Raw genomic sequence first — 21,052 nt, forward strand, 5'->3', positions numbered from 1 at the left:
GAAGTCATGAAACGAAATATACTTTATATATTGTGTGGAATCTTTTTGCTGATTGGTTGTCAGCAAAAAGAAGTTTTATCTGGGGCAGGTTATATGTCTGTTTCTGGTATAGAAGTCCAATCGCAAACTGTGGCAGAAGTCGCTTCGCGTTCAACTGATGATATAATCTGGACTGTTGAATTGTGGAAGGGGGGTGAGAAGCTTCGCACACTTTCTACTGAAGAAATGCAGAATAAAATCGAATTGGATGCTGCAGATGATTATATGTTGAAAGTGTATAGTCCGAATTATGGAGTGGAAAAAGGCTGGACTAACGATGAGAAAGGCGAGCCTGTTTATTATACGGAAGTTCCTTTTGTCGTAAAACTGGGAGAAACTACTGGATTGAAAGTTAAGGTTACTACGATTACATTTGCTGTAAGCCTAAATCTGTCGGAGGTGATCGGGGATTGGTTACAGGGATATGATTTTACAGTGACTGCTGGAGATAGAACTGTAGCTTTAGACAATGGAGATATTGTTTATTTTCCCTATTCTGAAGGTGTTTCTTTCAGTTATCAGTTGACTTTGACAAACTCTGATTCAGAAACGAATACATTAAATGGTGATTGGGGAAAAGATGAAGGAGAAGTCATAAACACAAATACGATATATACTGTTGTTTACAACTGGGATACTCATTCTTTGTCTTTGAAAGAGTAAAGGATTGATAACATTCACAAAATCCTTCTTGTTCTTCATGAATAAAGGAGGATTTTTTGTTGTTGTGAACAGTATTTACTGATATAAAAAACGGGTGGAACGTTATTTGCATTCCACCCGTTTCTGTTTTTATGTTAGGGATAATCTGTTTATACAATACCCTGAGCCATCATAGCTTTGGCAACTTTCATGAAGCCGGCAACGTTTGCACCTTTCACGTAGTTGATATAACCGTCTGGTTCTGTACCATACTGTACACAAGCTTCGTGAATGTTCTTCATGATGCTCTTCAGTTTTTCGTCTACTTCTTCCTGACTCCAGCTCAGTTTGATAGAATTCTGAGTCATTTCCAAACCAGAAACAGAAACACCACCAGCATTAGCAGCTTTACCCGGAGCATAAAGAATTTTAGCTTCCTGGAATACACGGATAGCTTCTGGAGTAGAAGGCATGTTTGCTCCTTCCGAAACAGCGATTACACCGTTTGCAACCAATGCTTTTGCATCATCGCCATTGATTTCATTCTGAGTTGCAGAAGGAAGAGCGATATCTGCTTTTTCGTTCCATGGACGAGCACCTGCTACATATTTACAGCCATACTTTTCAGCGTATTCGCGGATACGGCCACGGTACAAGTTCTTCAGTTCCATGATGTAATCCAGCTTTTCACGGTCGATACCGTCCGGATCATAAATATAACCGTCTGAATCAGACATTGTAACAACTTTTGCTCCCAGTTGGATCAGTTTTTCTACTGTGTACTGAGCTACGTTACCTGAACCTGATACAAGACAAGTTTTACCTTTAATATCTATGTTACGTGTCTTAAGCATTTCCAGCAAGAAATAAATATTTCCGTAACCAGTTGCTTCAGGACGAATCAATGAGCCACCAAATTCACGACCTTTACCTGTCAATACACCGGTAAATTCGTGAGCCAGCTTTTTGTACATACCGAACATGAAACCTACTTCACGACCACCAACACCGATATCTCCGGCTGGAACGTCTGTTTCAGGACCGATATGACGCCATAACTCCAACATAAACGCCTGGCAGAAACGCATTACTTCTGCATTTGACTTACCACGTGGAGAGAAGTCAGAACCACCCTTACCACCACCCATAGGAAGTGTTGTCAGAGAGTTTTTGAATGTCTGCTCGAAAGCAAGGAATTTCAAGATACCTAAGTTTACAGAACTATGGAAACGGATACCGCCTTTGTACGGGCCGATTGCATTGTTGTGCTGAACGCGATAACCCATATTAGTCTGGATATTGCCTTTATCATCCATCCAAGTTACACGGAACTGATAAACTCTATCAGGAATGCACAAGCGTTCAATCAAATTTACTTTGTCGAATTCTGGGTGTTTGTTGTATTCCTCTTCGATAGTGCCTAACACTTCTTCTACTGCCTGGTGATATTCAGGCTCATTAGGAAATCTTCTTTTCAGATCTTCCAATACTTTAGCTGCATTCATAAATTATCTATTTAGTTGTTGGATTATTTGATTTTCTAAATTGATCAATTTTTGATGTGACAAAAATATAGATAAAAATTTATTTGTGCAACATTTGATAAATAAAATCAAAGAAAAAATATCAAAATATTTGATTTTGTGAATTAAATATGTGTAAATGCTTATTATTTATTGTCTTTCATAGATTTAGCGATAGGAATAAATACCAAAGCTCCTGAAATGAGAAGCATTGTGATAAGCGGTCCGTCAATACGTGGAGAAGAAGTCAGGACTACAAAACAAAGAGCTGCCCAAAACAGGGTAAGTATGACACTTTGGGTTTTTGTTAGTGGTTTTCTCATAGCTTTTGTTTATGGATAAAAAAGGAAAAGCTGAAATCAGAAAATGAAGTAATTCTTCTGTGAATTTTAATTCGTCATTTTCCCGATTTCAGCTTTTCCTTTTATAAAGGGTTTAACATTGTTTCTTTTTCTTATCTACTATTGCATCGATACAGGCAATAGCGGTGATATTCACGATATCACGTACAGAACTTTCTATATCGGTAAAGTGGATAGGTTTGTTCAATCCCATCTGAATCGGACCGATAACCTCTGTCTCACTCATATTTTGTATAAGCTGATAAGTTGCATTTGCCGAACTTAAGTTAGGGAATACAAGCGTATTGACTTCTTTTCCTTTCAGGCGTGTGAAAGGATATTTTTCATCACGCAATGCATTGTTCAAGGCAAATTTTACCTGCATTTCTCCGTCGATAGCTAGTTCCGGATATTCGTTGTGCATGTAGTTTATTGCTTCGTGTACTTTTGCCGGACTTCCTTCAGTATCTGAACCGAAGTTGGAGTATGAAAGCATGGCCATAACCGGTTCCTGATTGAAGAAACGTACTGCCTTTACTGACAATTTTGCTATGTCGATGAGTGTATCGGTATCCGGATGACGGTTGATCAATGTATCAGCGATGAAATATGTTCCTTTCTTGGAATTCAGGATGTGCATTGTTCCGAAATGGTTGTATCCCGGCTGTATACCGATAACTTCCTTGGCTACTTTGATAGTATTTGAATATTTGGTGTACAGACCTGTAACAAATGCATCGGCTTCTCCTGTTTCCACCATCATCATACCGAAATAGTTACGTTCGAACATCTTGTCGTTTGCTTCGGCAAAGTTTGCTCCTTCGCGGGCACGTTTTTCACACAGTATGCGTGCGTAACGTTCGCGGCGTTCTGCTTCACGGTCGTGACGGAGATTTACGATTTCTATTCCATCCAGATTCAGGTCGAGTTCTTTGGCAAGCTTAGCTATTCTTTCTTCATTACCTAATAGGATTGGGTTACAGATACCTTCGGCCTTGGCTTCTACTGCAGCTTTCAGCATGTTGGGGTGAGTTCCTTCGGCAAATACAACGCGTTGCGGGCAGCGACGTGCTGTTTCATATAACTGGCGAGTCAGTTTGTTTTCCTGACCCATCAGTTCACGCAGGTGATTCTTGTATGCTTCCCAGTCGGTAATCTGCTTACGTGCGACTCCCGATTCCATTGCAGCCTTAGCTACAGCCATGGAAACTTCTGTTATCAGTCGTGGGTCTACTGGCTTCGGTATAAAATATTCGGGACCAAATGTCAGGTTGTTGACATGATATGCTTCATTTACTACATCGGGTACAGGCTTTTTAGCAAGGCCGGCGATAGCTCGTACAGCTGCCAGTTTCATTTCTTCGTTGATAGCAGTAGCACGTGTATCCAATGCTCCACGGAATATATACGGGAATCCGATAACGTTATTAATCTGGTTAGGATAGTCTGAACGTCCGGTTGACATCAGTACATCAGGGCGTGATGCCATAGCATCTTCGTAAGATATTTCTGGAGTTGGGTTTGCCAAAGCAAAAACAATCGGATGGTCTGCCATGCTTCTTACCATATCTTGAGTAAGCACGTTTCCTTTTGACAGCCCGAGGAAAACATCAGCTCCCTTGATCGCTTCTTCCAATGTATGTACGTCAGTACGATCGGTAGCGAAATATTTCTTTTGTTCGTTCAGGTCGGTACGCTGCTTGGAAATAACCCCTTTACTATCCAACATGACGATATTTTCCAGGCGTGCACCCAGCGATACATACAGCTTGGTACATGATACAGCAGAAGCTCCAGCACCGTTTACGACGATTTTTACATCTTCTATTTTCTTTCCTGCTACTTCCAGAGCATTGATCAGACCGGCACTTGAGATGATTGCTGTTCCGTGCTGGTCATCATGCATGACAGGAATGTCAAGTTCTTCTTTCAGGCGTTGTTCTATCTTAAAGCATTCGGGTGCTTTGATATCTTCCAGGTTAATACCTCCAAATGTAGGAGCGATAGCTTTTACAGCTTCGATAAATTTGTCAGGATCCTTTTCGTTTACTTCTATGTCGAATACATCGATGCCGGCATATATTTTAAACAATAATCCTTTTCCTTCCATTACGGGTTTTCCGCTCATGGCACCTATGTCACCCAATCCCAGAACAGCTGTTCCGTTTGAAATGACAGCAACCAAATTACCTTTAGCAGTATAGTCGTATGCTGTTTCAGGACTTTTCTGGATTTCAAGACATGGTTCTGCAACTCCCGGCGAATATGCTAATGACAAGTCTCTTTGTGTTTGATAAGGTTTGGTCGGAACGACCTCAATTTTACCCGGTTTGCCCTGTGAGTGATAGAGCAAAGCGGCTTCTTTTGTTATTTTGACCATAATTTTATTGGTTTTATGAATTATCAATTAATGTGTAGCGCAAATGTAGGAATAAAATAACAAATGGAAGATTTTTTCTTTTAAAAAACTGTAATTTGTATAATATGCAGAAGTTTCTGTCGATAATATTTGTCAATTAGTCGTTTTAATTTGGCTATATGTAATAACTATCCTAGTTTTATGGTTATTGTTAGTTAAACAGTTGGTTTTGTGAGTGATTTTTTCATTATATTTGCACGGTTAAAAACTAATCGGGTTGAAAAAGTTTTCTATTAAAACGATAAAACGAGGGTAAGAAAAACATTAATTTTTTTATAATATGAATATGAGTGTAAAAAGAAACAGAAGTTTTTTTTCTAGCCGAATTTCCCTTATGGCTTTAGGGTTATCGGTTTTGACTGCCTGTGGTGGGGGCCAAGGCGGCATGAAAATGGGTGACAACGAGTTTGCTGTGCAATCGGTTACAGTAACTTCTAGTAGCCAGACCACTCAGTATCCGGCTACAATCAAAGGTTTGCAGGATATTGAAATTCGTCCTCAGGTGTCAGGATTCATAGTGAAATTATGCGTAGATGAAGGAGCTACAGTTCGTAAGGGTCAGGCTCTATTTCAGATAGACCCAACTCAGTATAAAGCTGCTTACGACCAGGCTAAGGCTGGTGTAGAATCTGCTAAAGCTAATTTAAAGACTGTTACAGAAACAGAAGCAAATAAGAAAATGCTGCATGAACAGAAGATTATCAGCGATTTTGAATATCAGACAGCTGTAAATAATTTGCTGACAGCTAAGGCTAATCTGGCGCAGGCTGAAGCTGCTTATGCTGCTGCAAAACAAAATTTTGGCTTCTGTACAGTTACAAGTCCGTCTGATGGTGTTATCGGAACTTTCCCGTACCGTGTAGGTGCTTTGGTTAGTGCATCGGTAGCTCAACCATTGACAACTGTTTCTCAGATTGGTGATATGTATGTATATTTCTCTATGACAGAAAAACAGTTGTTGGCTTTGACAAAAGCTGGTGGTACATTGAAAGAACAGCTGGAAAAAATGCCGGCAGTAAAACTGCAACTTTCTGATGGTACTATGTATGATGCAGAAGGTAAAATTGATGCTGTAAGTGGAGTTATCGATCAGACTACAGGTTCTGTTAGCATGCGTGCTATTTTCCCGAACAAGCAAAATATTTTACGTAGTGGAGGTATGGCAAATGTTGTATTCCCTTATGCAATGGATAATATTATTTTGATACCTCAGACAGCTACACAGGAAATTCAGGATAAGAAATTCGTTTATGTATTGCAGGCAGACAGTACACTGAAACATACGGAAATACAGGTTTCTAACTTGAACGACGGTAAGAATTATATCGTAACCGGCGGTTTGAAGGAAGGAGATAAGGTAGTAGTGGAAGGTGTTCAAACTTTACAGGATGGACAGAAGATCGTTCCTATTACTGTTGCTCAAAAAGAAGCTAAATATCAAAAAGCCCTCCAGGATCAGCGTGATGGAAATATCCAGACTGCTTTCAATTGATTGTGTGGGGAGAATAATGTATTCGTATAATATTATTAAGGAATAGAATGAAACTAGATAAATTTATTAATCGTCCGGTACTGTCAACGGTAATATCTATCTTGATGGTTATCCTGGGTATAATCGGCCTTGCTACATTGCCGGTAACACAGTATCCGGATATTGCGCCTCCTACCGTATCGGTAGAAGCTGCCTATACGGGTGCCAATGCGCAAACTGTATTGAACTCAGTTATTGCACCGCTGGAAGACCAGATCAATGGTGTAGAAAACATGATGTATATTCAGTCTAGTGCGTCAAACAACGGCTCGGCCGATATCAGTATTTATTTTAACCAGGGTACTGACCCGGATATGGCTGCGGTCAATGTACAGAACCGTGTTTCTATGGCGCAGGGTTTGCTGCCAGCCGAAGTAACAAGAGTCGGTGTGACAACTCAGAAGCGTCAGAACTCTATGTTGTTGATTTTCTCTTTGTACGATGCAGAAGATAAGTATAACATCGAGTTTATTGAAAACTATGCCAAGATTAACTTGATTCCGGAAGTTCAGCGTGTAAAGGGTGTGGGTGATGCCAACGTGATGGGTCAGGACTACTCTATGCGTATTTGGCTGAAGCCGGATGTAATGGCGCAATATAATTTGGTCCCATCTGATATTTCTGGTGTATTGGCCGAACAGAATATTGAAGCTGCTCCCGGACAGTTTGGTGAACGTGGAAATCAGACATTCCAATATACTATTCGTTATAAGGGACGTTTGCAGCAGACAGAAGAATTTGAAGATATCGTTATTAAAGCATTGCCAAATGGAGAAGTTCTTCGTTTAGGTGATGTTGCTCGTATCGAACTCGGACGTTTGGCTTATACCTTTAATAATACAGTAAACGGACATAAGGCTGTAACTTGTATTGTGTTCCAGATGGCAGGTACTAATGCTACTGAAACTATTAATAACCTGCTTGATGTTATCAGCAAGGCAGAAGAAAGTTTGCCTGCCGGTCTGAAGATCAACGTTGCTCAAAATGCAAACGACTTCTTGTATGCATCAATCCATGAAGTAATCAAGACTTTGATCGAAGCATTTATCCTGGTGTTCATTGTTGTATATGTATTCTTGCAGGATATGCGTTCTACATTGATTCCGGCTATTGCTATCCCGGTAGCTTTGATTGCTACATTCTTCGTATTGAAGCTGATTGGATTTAGTGTGAACTTGTTGACTCTGTCGGCGATGGTGCTTGCCATTGCGATTGTGGTCGATGATGCCATAGTGGTGGTAGAAGGTGTCCATGCAAAATTGGATCAGGGATATAAATCATCTCGTGAGGCTTCTATTGATGCCATGAGCGAACTGGGTGGAGCATTGGTTTCAATTACATTGGTCATGATGTCTGTGTTCATTCCGGTAAGTTTCATGGGAGGTACAGCAGGTACATTCTACCGTCAGTTCGGTATTACCATGGCTATCTCTATTGCATTCTCTGCACTGAACGCGTTGACACTGTCTCCGGCTTTGTGTGCTATCTTCCTGAAACCACATGATTCAGAACACAAGCCAAAGAAAATGAGTGTTATCGATCGTTTCCATACTTCATTCAACGCTGCTTACGATTCATTGTTGAAGAGTTACAAGAAACGTGTTGTATTCTTTATCCATAAGAAATGGTTATCATTAGGTTTGGTAGCTGCTTCTATTGTTTTGCTGGTATTCTTTATGAAGATCACTCCTACAGGTATGGTTCCTAATGAAGATACAGGTACTATCATGGGTGCTGTAACTTTACCTCCTGGAACATCTCAGGAACGTGCAATGGAAGTTTTGGCTAAAGTAGATAGTTTGGTTGCAGCCGAACCTGCTGTTGAATCTCGTACTATTATTTCCGGATATAGCTTCATTGGTGGTCAGGGACCTTCTTACGGTTCTGTCATTATCAAGTTGAAAGACTGGGAAGAACGTTCTATGATGCAGAACTCTGATATTATTTATGCAACATTGTTCATGCGTGCGCAGAAAATCATCAAAGATGCACAGGTATTGTTCTTCGCTCCTCCTATGATTCCGGGTTACTCTGTATCAAGTGATATCGAGTTAAATATGCAGGATAAGACCGGTGGTAGTTTGGATCACTTCTTCGAAGTAGTCAATAACTATAGAGCTGCGCTTGAAGCACGTCCTGAAATTAACTCAGCAAAAACAACATTTAACCCTAGCTTTCCGCAGTATCAGCTGGATATCGATGCCGCAGCTTGTAAGAAAGCAGGTATCAGCCCGAGCGATATTCTTTCTACTATGCAGGGATACTTCGGAGGTTTATATGCATCAAACTTCAACCGTTTCGGTAAGATGTACCGTGTAATGATTCAGGCTGAGCCGGATGCTACTAAAAACATGGAATCTCTGAACAGTATCAAAGTTCGTAGTGGTAACGAAATGGCTCCTATTACACAGTTTGTCAGCATGAAGAAAGTGTATGGTCCGGATATCATCAACCGTTTCAACCTGTATACTTCTATGAAAGTCATGGTTGCTCCGGCTTCAGGATACACTTCAGGTCAGGCATTGCAGGCTATTGCCGAAGTTGCTAAGGAAAACTTACCTGCTGGATTTGGTTACGAATTAGGAGGTATGGCACGTGAAGAGGCATCTACAAGTGGTAGTACAACAGGTATTATCTTTGTGTTGTGTTTTGTATTCGTTTACTTGTTGCTGAGTGCTCAGTACGAAAGTTATATTCTTCCGTTGGCTGTATTGCTTTCAGTTCCGTTCGGTTTGATGGGTAGCTTTATTTTCGTTAACGGATTCGGTGCATTAGGAAATATACCAGCATTGAAGATGATTCTGGGAACTATGTCAAATGACATCTACATGCAGATTGCATTGATTATGTTGATGGGTCTGTTGGCTAAGAATGCAATTTTGATTGTAGAGTTTGCCCTCGACCGTCGTAAGCAAGGTATGAGTATTTCCTGGGCAGCTGTGCTGGGTGCGGCAGCTCGTTTGCGACCGATCTTGATGACCTCTTTGGCTATGATTGTCGGATTGCTTCCGTTGATGTTTGCGTTTGGCGTAGGTGCTCACGGTAACCGTACTCTGGGTTCTTCAGCTATCGGTGGTATGTTGATTGGTATGATTCTGCAAATCTTCATTGTTCCGGTACTGTTTGTTATATTCCAATGGCTACAGGAGAAGATTAAGCCGATGGAATGGGATAGCCTTGACGAAAGTGAAGTAGAGGCTGAAATCGAACAATATTCTCCTACTGCTAAAACTCATAAATGATAAAGACGATAATGAAAAAACAAATATTAGGTGCGATGTGTCTGGCTGCCATGATGAGTAGTTGTCACATCTATAAAGCTTACGATCGTCCGGAATCGATAGATGCCTCAGGCATCTATCGTGACCCGGCGTCGGCTACCGATACGTTGGTTGCCGATACTTCAAATATGGGAAACTTGCCATGGAAAGAAGTCTTTCGCGATGCAAAATTGCAGGCTTTAATTGAAGAGGGATTGGCAAACAATGTAGATATGCAGGCTGCAGCTCTTCGTGTACAGGAAGCTAAAGTGATGCTGACTGCCGCTAAACTGTCGTATCTTCCTTCTATTAATCTGGCTCCTCAAGGAACAACAACTAGTATGGGAGGAGGAAGTTATGTAAAAGCTTATCAACTTCCAGCTGTTGCAAGTTGGGAAATCGATTTGTTTGGCAAGATTCTCAATACAAAACGTGGACAGAAAGTTGCTTATGAACAAAGCAAGTATGCGGAACAGGCAGTACGTTCACAGATTATCTGTGGCATAGCCAATATCTATTATTCGTTGCTGATGCTCGACCGTCAGGTGGAAATTACAACAGAAACTGCTGCCATCTACAAAGAAAATGTACGTGTAATGGAAGCTATGAAAGTGGCTGGTATGACAACCGAAGCGGGAGTTGCACAAATGCGTGCTGCTAGTCATCAGGTAGAAGCTTCGCTGATGGATTTGAAACGTCAGGTACGCGAAACAGAAAACTCTCTGGCTGTATTACTGGCTAAAGCTCCGCAAACTATCGACCGTAATACTCTGGGCGAACAGGTAATGCCTGAAGAATTGACAGCCGGTGTACCATTGCAGTTGCTGGAAAATCGTCCTGATGTAAAGATGGCAGAAATGACATTGGCAGCAGCTTATTATACCACGAACTCTGCCCGTGCAGCATTCTATCCAGGTTTAAACATAACAGGAACAGCCGGATGGACAAACGGTTCAGGTATATCTGTAGTTAATCCGGGTGAATTTATGTTGCAGGCACTGGCTTCATTGGCTCAACCTATATTCAATAACGGCAAACTGGTAGCCAATTTGAAAGTTTCTAAGGCAGAAGAAAAAATTGCCAAGATGAACTATCAGCAGACGATATTGGAAGCTGGTAAGGAAGTAAGTGATGCATTGTTCTTATATGATACACAGAACAAGAAACTTATAGAAGACCGTGGACAGGTAGAACAGTTGGATAAAGCTGTTACTTATACCAAAGCTTTGTTCCAGAGTGGAGAAGCCACTTATCTGGAAATTCTGACAGCACAGCAGAATTTGCTGAGTGCACAGCTGAGCGAGGTTTCTGATAGTTTCCAGCGTATGCAAGCTGTTATAAACTTGTATAGTGCTTTGGGAGGAGGAAGAGAATAATTAACCTTAAATATGAAAGAAACTATGATTAGTCCTTTAGCTTACGTTGACCCGTCTGCCAAGATTGGGAAAAATGTTACGGTACATCCGTTTGCTTATATCGACAAAAATGTCGAGATAGGCGACGATAATGTGATTATGCCTTATGCCAGCTTGATGAGTGGTACTCGCATGGGAAATGGCAATAAAGTGTATCAGGGAGCTGTTGTTGCTGCAGTTCCACAGGATTTTGCTTATACAGGTGAAGATACATTAGCCTATATTGGCAATAATAATGTAATCCGTGAAAATGCTGTGATTATTCGTGGTACACATGCCGGACATGCTACAAGCGTTGGCGATGGAAACTTCATTATGACAGGTGCACGTCTGTCACATGATGTTGAAGTTGGAAATCATTGTATTATCGGAAATGGCTCGCAGGTATCTGGTAATTGTATTATCCAGGACTGTGCGATTCTTACATCCAATGTGCTGATGCAGGGTAACACACGTTTGGGAAGTTACTCTCTGGTACAGGGAGGATGCCGTTTTATCAAAGATATTCCTCCTTATATCGTGGCAGCTCACGAACCTATTGCTTTTTACAGCATAAATACGAAAGTGCTCGAGCTTGCTGGTTTCTCTGAAACTCTGATTAAACATATTGCTCAGGCATATCGTATTCTGTATAAGGCAAATACTTCTCAGCACGATGCATTGCTTCGTATTCAGGAACAGGTTCCTAATAGTCCGGAAATCGAACGGATTATAGAGTTTGTAAAAACATCGAAGTTAGGCATTATTCATTAATTGTATTTTATGGCAGGCGTAAAGAGAAATAAGTGTGACAGAGCAGAGCTGAGGAAACGAGTAATACTAGAAGCTTCCCGTGCTTTTGCCAAATCTGGCATCAAGAATGTTCATATGGACAGTCTTGCGTGCGCACTTTCTATATCCAAACGGACTCTTTACGAGCTATTCTGCGATAAAGAACAGCTTTTGCTGGAAGTGTTTGCCATGCACCAGCAAGAGATGAGTACATACATTAGCGAAGTTGCTTCCAGAGCTGAGAATGCTCTGGAAGTAATCTTTGCTTTTTATAAGCGTAAGTTGAATGAGTTGGGACAGATAAATCCGCTTTTCTTCCGCGATTTACGTAAGTATCCTAATGTGTTGACATATATACGCGAACATCAGAAATTGAACGATGCAGCGGCATTGGTACATTTCCAAAAGGGAGTAGAAGAAGGCATATTCCGTAATGATATAAATTTTGCCATTATTAATCAGGCAATGTCGATGCAGATGGAAATGCTGATATATTCGGATATAACAGAAAATTACCCTATTTCAGAAATCTATAGTGAAGTTACTTTCCTGCATATGAGAGGAATTACTACCCCGAAAGGTATGCAGATGGTAGATGCTTTTTTACAGTCAGTAAAAGAAAAGCCTTGATAATACCCCCTATATTCTTCAAAAAACCTCTATCTTTGCAGCTGTTTGCAAAGAATCATCGATGAAGAATAAAATAACAATAACTTTTGCCTTTACATTACTGGTAGTCTGCGGACTATTGGCACTCTATTATTTGCCTCCTGTAAATTTTAACGGGAGTCCTTTGCGTAAGGTCGATTTATTATCCGACTTACGTCCTGATCCTGTAATCGAAGAAGTTTCCGATACCGATTCCATACCTTTGCCTGTTGTGGCAAAGCCTATATTTGTTGATACTTGTAAGGCTGGTATGACCTGTATAGAAGACTATGCAGATTCTCTGGAGTTGGGAATGGGAGCTTTCTATGAAGCTTTGGAGAATCGTGCTTCACTCAATCGTCCCGTTCGTATCGCTTATTTTGGCGATTCCTTTATAGAAGGTGATATATTGACAGCCGATTTACGTACTCTGTTCCAGCAGAAGTTTGGAGGAAGAGGTGTAGGATACGTGCCTGTAACTTCCCGTATTGCTGGATTCCGTCCCACTGTAAAACACACTTTCAGCGGGTGGGAGAGCCATGCTATAACCGATTCCGTAGCCTTTCATCGTTCCATGCAAGATATATCCAATCATTATTTTATCCCTCGTCAGGGAGCATCTGTCAGTCTGAAAGGTGGTAAAAATTATACTTCTTGTTTGGATACATGCGATATATCTTCTTTCTATTTCTTTTCGTCTGATTCCGTAAAACTGTCCGTGCAAGTCAATGGAGGTGAGGATACAGAATACATTTTCCCCGGCGACAGTACGGGAATGCAGGTTGCCCAGGTAGAAGGTAGAATAGGAAATGTATCTTGGAACGTATTGCAGGCTGGAAAAAATACCCGGTGCTTTGCGGCTACAATGGATTCGAAAGAAGGAGTTATACTCGATAATTTCAGTACCCGAGGCAGTAGCGGACAGCAACTGGCCAGCATTCCTCTGTCTATCCTGAAAGCATACAACCGCTTGCGTACCTACGATCTGATTGTTTTGCAATATGGATTGAATGTCGCTTCCGAAAATGTATCGAACTATTCTTATTACACACACGAAATGGAGAAAGTTGTCAGACATCTGAAAGAAGCTTTTCCTGAAGCAGCTATTCTGATAATCGGAATCGGCGACAGAGAAAATAAAACAGAAACCGGAGAGTTGCGAACTATGCCTGGAGTAAAAAATCTCATCCGCTACCAGCAGGCTTTGGCTGCAAATACTCATGTTGCTTTTTGGAATATGTTCGAAGCGATGGGAGGTGAAGGAAGTATGGTAGAAATGGTAAACAGCAAACCGGCAATGGCAAATTATGACTATACGCATATTAATTTCCGAGGAGGAAAACATCTGGCAAAAATATTGTTCGAAGCGCTGATGTACGACAAGGAACAATACGAAAAGCGTAAGGCATATGAAAATTAATGCACTATGAAACAGCTGAATGTTCTGATTTTTTATCTGCTTAGTGCTCTGGGACTATTAGTTGTGAGGCCGGGGTATGCACAGGATGCTATACCTGTATGTCCAAAGCCGGATACACATTCATCTCCCGTCTATCCAAGCCGTGAGATGAAACAACTCATGCAGTTTGTTGCAGTAGACAGCCCGATGCCCGATGTTTTCAAGAATGTTACAGAAAACGAACTGACAGATCCTGCGGGCTCTTTATATCCTTTTTGGGAAAAGCTCGGAGAATTAGACCGTCCGTTACGTATTGTACATATAGGCGATTCACACGTCAGAGGTCATGTTTTTCCCTATGTAATGCGTTGCTGTCTGGAAGATGATTTTGGAGCAAAGGCAGTAGAGCATATTCCTGTATCGTACCATACCTCTGGAATAGCAAAGGAAACAGGTTCGAACGGTATAGTATACCATATTCTTGGTGTAAACGGAGCAACCTGCCAGACTTATTCTACTCCGGAACGCATTCATGAAATTGTAGATTTACATCCTGATCTGGTCATACTGTCATTCGGGACCAATGAGGCACACGCACGTCGTTATAATGCATCGGAGCATACACAAGCTATGAGCCATCTGATAAATATGTTGAAGACAGCGTGTCCTGATGTTCATTTTCTCATGACAACTCCTCCGGGAGCATATGTCAGAAACGGGAGAAGAGGCAGAGTTATCAATCCACGTATACCGCTGGTTGTAGAAAACGAGTTGGAATTTGCCCGTGAGCATGGCATTGCTATCTGGGATATGTATGACATCGTAGGAGGCCGACAACGTGCCTGCCTTAACTGGAATGCAGCAAAAATGTATCAGCGAGATAAAATACATTTTACCCGCGAAGGATATACTTTACAAGGATTATTATTACATGAAGCATTTATAAAAGCATACAATAATTATGTGGCAACTAGATTGGACTAAACTGGCAGACATACTGACTTACGATCCCCGGCAGCCGATGATATTCAGCAGCGGACTGTTTCTGTTTCTTTTCCTCGGATTCAGCCTGATATACGCACTTTTGCAGAAACGTACTACGGCACGTCTGCTTTTTGTATCAGCTTTCTCTTATTATTTTTATTATAAGAGTAGCGGTGTCTATTTCTTTTTATTGGGAGTCGTTTCTGTAAGCGACTATCTCTTGGCCGCTAGAATGGCACGTACCGAAACTCTTTGGAAACGTAAAATGCTGGTTGTAGTGAGCTTATGTATCAATTTAGGGCTGTTGTGCTATTTCAAGTATACTAACTTTTTCTATGAAATACTCTGTCCGTTGTGGAACGGCCATTATGAAGCTTTCGATATCTTCCTTCCCGTAGGAATATCTTTCTTTACGTTCCAGTCGCTCAGCTACACTATCGATGTATACCGCCGTGATTTGAAGCCTCTAGACAGTCTGTTGGACTATGTGTTTTATGTTTCATTCTTTCCACAGCTTGTAGCAGGTCCCATCGTACGTGCCCGTGACTTTATTCCGCAAATCCGTCAGCCCCTGTTTGTTTCGAAAGAAATGTTCGGACAAGGAGTATTCTTTATTGTGAGCGGATTATTTAAGAAAGCCGTTATATCCGATTATATAAGTATAAACTTTGTAGAGCGTATTTTCGATAATCCCAGTCTGTATTCCGGTTTGGAGAACCTATTTGGTGTTTATGGCTATGCCTTACAGATATACTGCGACTTTTCCGGATACAGTGATATGGCAATCGGTATTGCTTTGCTGTTGGGCTTCCGTTTCCCGATAAACTTCGATTCACCCTACAAGTCGGACAGTGTAACCGATTTCTGGCATCGCTGGCATATATCTCTGTCCAGCTGGCTGCGCGACTACCTGTATATTTCGTTGGGAGGGAACCGGAAAGGCAAGATACGTACCTATATCAATCTTATTCTGACCATGCTTCTGGGAGGTCTGTGGCATGGAGCCTCATGGAATTTCATTATCTGGGGAGCACTTCACGGTGTAGCTCTGGCCGTGCATAAATTTATCCGCAGTCTGTTCCATCGCCCCAGGAACTACCGCAGTACCGGCTGGCGACGTGTTTTTGCTGTCATCATTACCTTCCATTTCGTATGTTTCTGCTGGATATTCTTCCGTAACACCGAATTCGAGGGTTCAGTATCGATGATTCGTCAGATATTCACTTCTTTCCATCCCGAACTGTTCGTACAACTCGTAGAAGGATACTGGAAAGTATTCGTGCTGATGGGAATAGGCTATATGCTTCATTGGTGTCCGGATAGCTGGCAGAATGCATGTAGCCGTGGCATGACACGCATGCCGTTGGTAGGACAGGCATTGATTCTGATAGCCCTGATATTTCTGGTCATACAGGTAAAGAGCAGCGACATACAGCCGTTTATTTATTTCCAATTCTAGACTGAAAAATGGGGTGATTGATTTTTCCTTTTATCGTATAATAACTCATATATGTGAAGGGTGCAAAAGGGGAAAAATATAAGAAAACTTGTTTAAGAAAAAAATTGCTGATGTTTTCATGAAAACATCAGCAATTTTTTATAGAAATCTGTACAAAAGTTACAATGATTTGTACAGATTTTCAGTAGAATTTGCTGTCCTTTCTTATTTTGTAGATTTTATTTGTATCGGAATGCCAGTATATAATATACACCAATTGATAAAACACATATTATCAATGAAATAACTTTTAAGATTGCTGCCCATTTATAATAGTCAGATAAAATGCCTGCAACCATAAACATTGTCAAAAAGATATTGAAGATACGTATGAGTTTAATGACCAGTATATATTGTTTGACAACATTATGTTTTCCAATGCGTACCGGAAAATTGATACAACGTACGGGAGCATAGGCTCCTCCAAACAATAAAGCAAATACTACTATACTGATGAATATTCCATATACTCCATAATCGGAGAGGAGGTCTGTATGGAAATAATTCCAGCATACTATTCCGATGCCAGAAAGCAAGCAGAGAGCTGCTGTACCTTCCAATATCCTATCTGCGATAGATGGATGATAATGTATTTCAGGAGCGTTTTTTCCGGAAAACGGACCTAAATTGATGGTGAACATATTATTCTTCTTTTGTATCAGTTTTCTTTGTTTTCTTTAATCTTCCGCTTTTGCGTAATGCTTCGTTGATAATCCACTGAAGTTGCCCGTTGGTACTGCGAAATTCATCCGCAGCCCATTTTTCGATAGCTTCCATCGTTGCGGCATCTACACGTAGAACGAAACTTTTAGTCGTATTCTCTTTTTTTGCCATTGGCCGTTTTCTTGATTAATGATTCAGCGTTCCTGTGTTCACAACCGGCTGGGCGGCTTCGTCGGCACAGAGCACAACAAGCAAGTTACTTACCATAGCAGCTTTTTTATCTTCATCCAGCTCTACGATATCTTCCTGAGAAAGCTTGTCGAGCGCCATGTGCACCATTGATACGGCTCCTTCTACGATTTTTTCGCGTGCGCTGATAATAGCAGAAGCTTGCTGACGACGTAGCATGACGGCAGCAATTTCCGGTGCATATGCCAGATAATTGATACGTGCCTCTACGACTTCAATGCCGGCCATAGCCAGACGTTCGTTCAGCTTTTGTTCCAGTTGTTCATTGATTTCTTCTCCTCCCGAACGTAGAGTAAGTTCATCAGTTCCCGCTTCATTGTCATCGTAGGCATATTGTCCGGCTACTTGTCTGAGAGCTGCATCACTCTGTATTTTCACAAAGTTCTCGAAAGCATTCATACGATTGGCTACAGCATTTCCAACACTGATTTCTTTGCCGTTACCAGAAGAGGTCGTATCGCTCGCCATAGTTTGTGAATCAATCTCGAACATGGCTTTGTATGTATCTTTCAGTTTCCATACCAGTACCAGACCGATAAGAATCGGATTTCCTATTTTATCGTTTACCTTGATCGGTTCTACATCAAGGTTACGGGCACGTAAGGATAATTTTTTCTTGTTCATGAAAGGATTTACCCAAAAGAATCCTGTCTCTTTGAAAGTTCCTTTATATTTCCCGAAAAAGACCATGATACGCGCTTCATTAGGTTCCAGTTGCATATAACCACCAAATAAAATAAACCAGATAAGCAAGAGTACTCCACCCAATATGAAGAATGGAGTTGTCATTTGCATAAAGCAGCAAATAATGATGCCTGAGATCAATAACAGGTGCATAGCCAGCATGAGAAATCCGTTAGCTTTAAATCCTCTGAAATTTAATTCTTTTGCTTCCATAAACTCATATTTAATTGATATTATTTTGATATCACAAATTTATGGATAAAGAATAAATAAAACAACACGAGAGAGGATGTTGTTTAGCATCCTCTCTCGTGTTGTTTTATTGAAATGCAGATTATTCTGCCATGCGTGTATATGTATATTTATCATAGAAACTACCGTATTCGTCTGCTCCAGTTGTTTCGATAACAAGTCTGTCTGAAGAAGCTTCAAGTATTTTTGCGGTAGATACATCGACTCCCTCCATGCTTTCCGGAATCATATTGTTTCCTTCCAGGTAGAAGTTTTCACTATCGTATTGACGCCAAGTACCACTATAGTATTCATAGTGAGTTACAGTGTATTTATTACCGTCTGTTTTTTCTATAGTAATTTTTTCGCAGTCATCTGTAGGTTCAAAAGGATTGAAGTTTTCATTATAAGAAATTTTTTCACCTTCATAATAGTAATATCCGTTAACGGCAGTCATACCCCATACTCCTTCTAACTGATTTACTTCGATAGCTTCATCGTCTTTAGAACATGATGAAAAACAAAAAATACTGATCAGGAGTGTTGCTAAAAACAAAATCTTTTTTATTGGATTAATTTTATTAATTTTTATTTTTTTTCAAAAGTGTATAAAGCTACGAGAACAATAGTTCGTTAAAAATTCGCCAAGCCTAAGCGGCTCTGGCAGTAAATAAAATGAGTTCTTTGAAAAGTTTGTCAATAACTTGCGGGTCTGGGCTAATCCCAAACACGCAAATAAATCGTTCAAGCATATAAGCATTGTGTATGAATGACTTGCAGGAGGATATGGAATAGGCTATTCCGAGCCTCTTACATGCCGCTTTGGCCAAGTTGACAGCAGCAAGCGATGCATTGAAGTGAAAATCCAATTTCCTGAAGTCGGTAGACTGGCAGCTGGTGATTCCTGCATGCTGCTTGCCATCTCTAAAGAAATTCCAACTGGAACCTGGTTCTGTAATAATCCAGCACCTCGCGTCCATCCATGGAATCGTCTGTAGAGAAATAAAGTTGCCACTTGTCTGTTCTTCCGTCCATCGGATACCAGACGGCTAAGGAAACATACCTTTTGAAAGCTTTAGCATAAACCCTCAATCCGTATAGCTTTCCTTTGTTCACCTCGTATTCCTTGCACCGGGTCAAATCCAGATTGGCAAAGTCAATCCTGCCGTCAAACCACTTGGGATGACCACGTTTTCCTGTTTTCTTTTCCAATGTCGGATAGTACAGGACAACATCATTCCTAAAGCGGCTGATGACATGGAAACCGTTCTCACACATAGGCGTTACGAAAGTTTCCTTGGAAAAGAATGCGTCTGCAACCACCGTTCTGGACAGGCTCTGTAGCTTGTCTTTTCTGCTGATAAGATAGCAGCTGTACCAGTCAACGAGGTTCTTGTCCATATTATCCAAGGTCTTACAATCCGGTGTCTGAATGGAACCTAAAGTCATGCATTCATGGTTGTCGATGTCAATGACACCGATGCCCATGATTTCCAGTCCACGCTTGTATTCTCCTGCACAACCGGACCAGAAGTAACCTATCCAAGGTGTCTTCTTGCCTGATTTGGGAATATAGGAAGGATCGATGGCGATGGCTTTTCTTTTGCCTGTGAGATACTTGCTGATGATAGATCCGTTGAACGCAAACCAGTCGAAAGTTTCATGCTCAAAAAGGTTGCGATAAGTCTGTTCTGAGAAACAGCCATATCTGCCCAATTGAAGGAAATTTATACGATCCGGGATGGCCATGAATAATTTCATGGTGTCCATGAATGCTTTTTCAAAAGGTTTGTGTATATTCGCTACTGATTTGAGAGCCGACAGGCACTCGGATTGGTATTGCATAAGGAGTGTTTCTTTAGTCATAATCAGAAGAGTTCAGAGACTTCTAATTTACTAAGAAATAACGAATTATGCAATACTTTCCTCCTTTATTATCAGCAGGTTAACTCTCTTTTTTCAGCACATTTCTTCATGCTTAACCATTCGTTTTTGACAACATTTCAATGACCTCTTTAGTGTTTCCGAACCAGCTTTTGCCGGTTCTATTGTTTAACTTTTAATTTTTCGGTAAAAATTTACCGAAGTATTGACGAGAATATACAATACAGTTTTTATGGTTCTATGACTATATTGATTTTTACTGTATATATGAGGTGTAAATTTAGGATTATCAGGGTATCCTTTATAAAAAAACTCCTGCCATTTTGAAAAACAGCAGGAGTTTTTTCATTTATAGATTTGCAAAATAAATTAAAAATCATCAGCAGGGAAACCTGTGCGGCGGAATCCTGAAACTTTATAAGTCAGTCCGTCTGGGTCATCATCAAACTGTATCATGTACACAATACTGTCGGCAGGCATTCCACTAGGAGTAAGGGCTGCTCCTTCGAGTATTTTTCCATCAGTTATCTTCACTTTGCAATCGTATGAAGTATTGTCAATGAAGTCGTTGGTTGTAAATGTTCTGTTATTATAGTCTACATTTACTTTAACTTTATAATCCCAAAAATTTGCTCCGTCTTCTAGCCACATTTCAGTAGATACATTGGCAGCTGTATTGTATGTGTACATGCGAAAATGTCCTAAACCTACATCACCAAGCTCTTGTCCGTTACTTATAGCAGTGGCAGTAACCCACCAGTCGCCTGCCATCTTTTCAACAGATGTTCCTCCTGGCTCGGTATCGTCATTACAAGAAGTTAGTCCTACAGCCAATATGGCAAATAAAAATATGATATATTTTTTCATAAAG

Annotated in this window: 17 protein-coding genes and 1 pseudogene; 9 read left to right on the forward strand and 9 right to left on the reverse strand. The window is 40.7% G+C overall.

All coding sequences use genetic code 11. From position 1 onward, the window contains the following. The first annotated feature begins 6 nt into the window (after window positions 1-6). Window positions 7-702 (forward strand): DUF4493 domain-containing protein, encoded by a 696-nt coding sequence (locus ACDG22_RS06205; protein ID WP_270230566.1) that lies wholly within the window; start codon window positions 7-9, stop codon window positions 700-702. A gap of 149 nt (window positions 703-851) precedes the next feature. Here the strand turns inward: ACDG22_RS06205 and ACDG22_RS06210 are convergent, their stop codons facing one another. From ACDG22_RS06210 to ACDG22_RS06220, 3 genes are all read right to left on the reverse strand, one after another. Next, window positions 852-2,186, reverse strand: a complete 1,335-nt coding sequence (locus tag ACDG22_RS06210) for an NADP-specific glutamate dehydrogenase (protein WP_007565369.1) — start codon at window positions 2,184-2,186, stop codon at window positions 852-854. 164 nt (window positions 2,187-2,350) lie between these two features. Beyond that, window positions 2,351-2,527 carry a hypothetical protein gene (locus ACDG22_RS06215; protein ID WP_007565371.1) on the reverse strand — a complete coding sequence of 59 codons (177 nt, stop codon included), beginning with the start codon at window positions 2,525-2,527 and terminating at the stop codon, window positions 2,351-2,353. Between the two features lie 112 nt (window positions 2,528-2,639). Next, window positions 2,640-4,925 (reverse strand): NADP-dependent malic enzyme, encoded by a 2,286-nt coding sequence (locus ACDG22_RS06220; protein ID WP_007565373.1) that lies wholly within the window; start codon window positions 4,923-4,925, stop codon window positions 2,640-2,642. A gap of 373 nt (window positions 4,926-5,298) precedes the next feature. Between ACDG22_RS06220 and ACDG22_RS06225 the strand changes: the two genes are divergently transcribed. From ACDG22_RS06225 to ACDG22_RS06260, 8 genes are all read left to right on the forward strand, one after another. Beyond that, entirely contained in the window at window positions 5,299-6,456 is a 1,158-nt protein-coding gene (locus tag ACDG22_RS06225; protein ID WP_007565375.1) for an efflux RND transporter periplasmic adaptor subunit, read from the forward strand. Between the two features lie 47 nt (window positions 6,457-6,503). Further along, window positions 6,504-9,737, forward strand: a complete 3,234-nt coding sequence (locus tag ACDG22_RS06230; protein ID WP_270230565.1) for an efflux RND transporter permease subunit — start codon at window positions 6,504-6,506, stop codon at window positions 9,735-9,737. Between the two features lie 11 nt (window positions 9,738-9,748). Beyond that, window positions 9,749-11,131, forward strand: a complete 1,383-nt coding sequence (locus tag ACDG22_RS06235) for a TolC family protein (protein WP_177593106.1) — start codon at window positions 9,749-9,751, stop codon at window positions 11,129-11,131. Window positions 11,132-11,155: 24 nt separating this feature from the next. Further along, window positions 11,156-11,923, forward strand: a complete 768-nt coding sequence (gene lpxA, locus ACDG22_RS06240) for an acyl-ACP--UDP-N-acetylglucosamine O-acyltransferase (RefSeq protein WP_177593107.1) — start codon at window positions 11,156-11,158, stop codon at window positions 11,921-11,923. 9 nt (window positions 11,924-11,932) lie between these two features. Beyond that, window positions 11,933-12,571: a TetR/AcrR family transcriptional regulator gene (locus ACDG22_RS06245; protein WP_118483101.1), complete on the forward strand. Its 639-nt coding sequence runs from the start codon at window positions 11,933-11,935 to the stop codon at window positions 12,569-12,571. Window positions 12,572-12,632: 61 nt separating this feature from the next. Continuing rightward, window positions 12,633-14,009: an SGNH/GDSL hydrolase family protein gene (locus ACDG22_RS06250; protein WP_177593108.1), complete on the forward strand. Its 1,377-nt coding sequence runs from the start codon at window positions 12,633-12,635 to the stop codon at window positions 14,007-14,009. Window positions 14,010-14,015: 6 nt separating this feature from the next. Continuing rightward, window positions 14,016-14,972 carry a GDSL-type esterase/lipase family protein gene (locus ACDG22_RS06255; RefSeq protein WP_177593109.1) on the forward strand — a complete coding sequence of 319 codons (957 nt, stop codon included), beginning with the start codon at window positions 14,016-14,018 and terminating at the stop codon, window positions 14,970-14,972. Next, complete coding sequence (locus ACDG22_RS06260) at window positions 14,950-16,431, forward strand: MBOAT family O-acyltransferase (RefSeq protein WP_270230563.1); 1,482 nt, start codon at window positions 14,950-14,952, stop codon at window positions 16,429-16,431. The genes ACDG22_RS06255 and ACDG22_RS06260 overlap by 23 nt, the downstream gene beginning before the upstream one ends. A 218-nt stretch (window positions 16,432-16,649) precedes the next feature. Here the strand turns inward: ACDG22_RS06260 and ACDG22_RS06265 are convergent, their stop codons facing one another. The 6 genes and pseudogenes from ACDG22_RS06265 to ACDG22_RS06295 form a co-directional block, all read right to left on the reverse strand. Next, entirely contained in the window at window positions 16,650-17,111 is a 462-nt protein-coding gene (locus ACDG22_RS06265) for a hypothetical protein (RefSeq protein ID WP_270211957.1), read from the reverse strand. Window position 17,112: 1 nt separating this feature from the next. Further along, window positions 17,113-17,304, reverse strand: coding sequence for an Arc family DNA-binding protein (locus ACDG22_RS06270; RefSeq protein WP_007571823.1), 192 nt, complete (start codon window positions 17,302-17,304; stop codon window positions 17,113-17,115). 15 nt (window positions 17,305-17,319) lie between these two features. Further along, a complete protein-coding gene (locus tag ACDG22_RS06275) occupies window positions 17,320-18,279 on the reverse strand; it encodes an SPFH domain-containing protein (protein ID WP_204481454.1) in 960 nt (319 codons plus the stop codon). 121 nt (window positions 18,280-18,400) lie between these two features. After that, a complete protein-coding gene (locus ACDG22_RS06280) occupies window positions 18,401-18,853 on the reverse strand; it encodes a lipocalin family protein (RefSeq protein WP_270230561.1) in 453 nt (150 codons plus the stop codon). A gap of 94 nt (window positions 18,854-18,947) precedes the next feature. Then, window positions 18,948-20,163, reverse strand: a pseudogene (locus tag ACDG22_RS06290) (transposase). A 387-nt stretch (window positions 20,164-20,550) separates the two neighbouring features. Then, the gene (locus ACDG22_RS06295) at window positions 20,551-21,048 is read right to left on the reverse strand and encodes a lipid-binding protein (protein ID WP_007571827.1); all 498 of its coding nucleotides are present in this window, start codon (window positions 21,046-21,048) and stop codon (window positions 20,551-20,553) included. Window positions 21,049-21,052 lie beyond the last annotated feature (4 nt).

This window comes from Phocaeicola coprocola, assembly GCF_041333015.1.
Lineage (GTDB): Bacteria > Bacteroidota > Bacteroidia > Bacteroidales > Bacteroidaceae > Phocaeicola > Phocaeicola coprocola.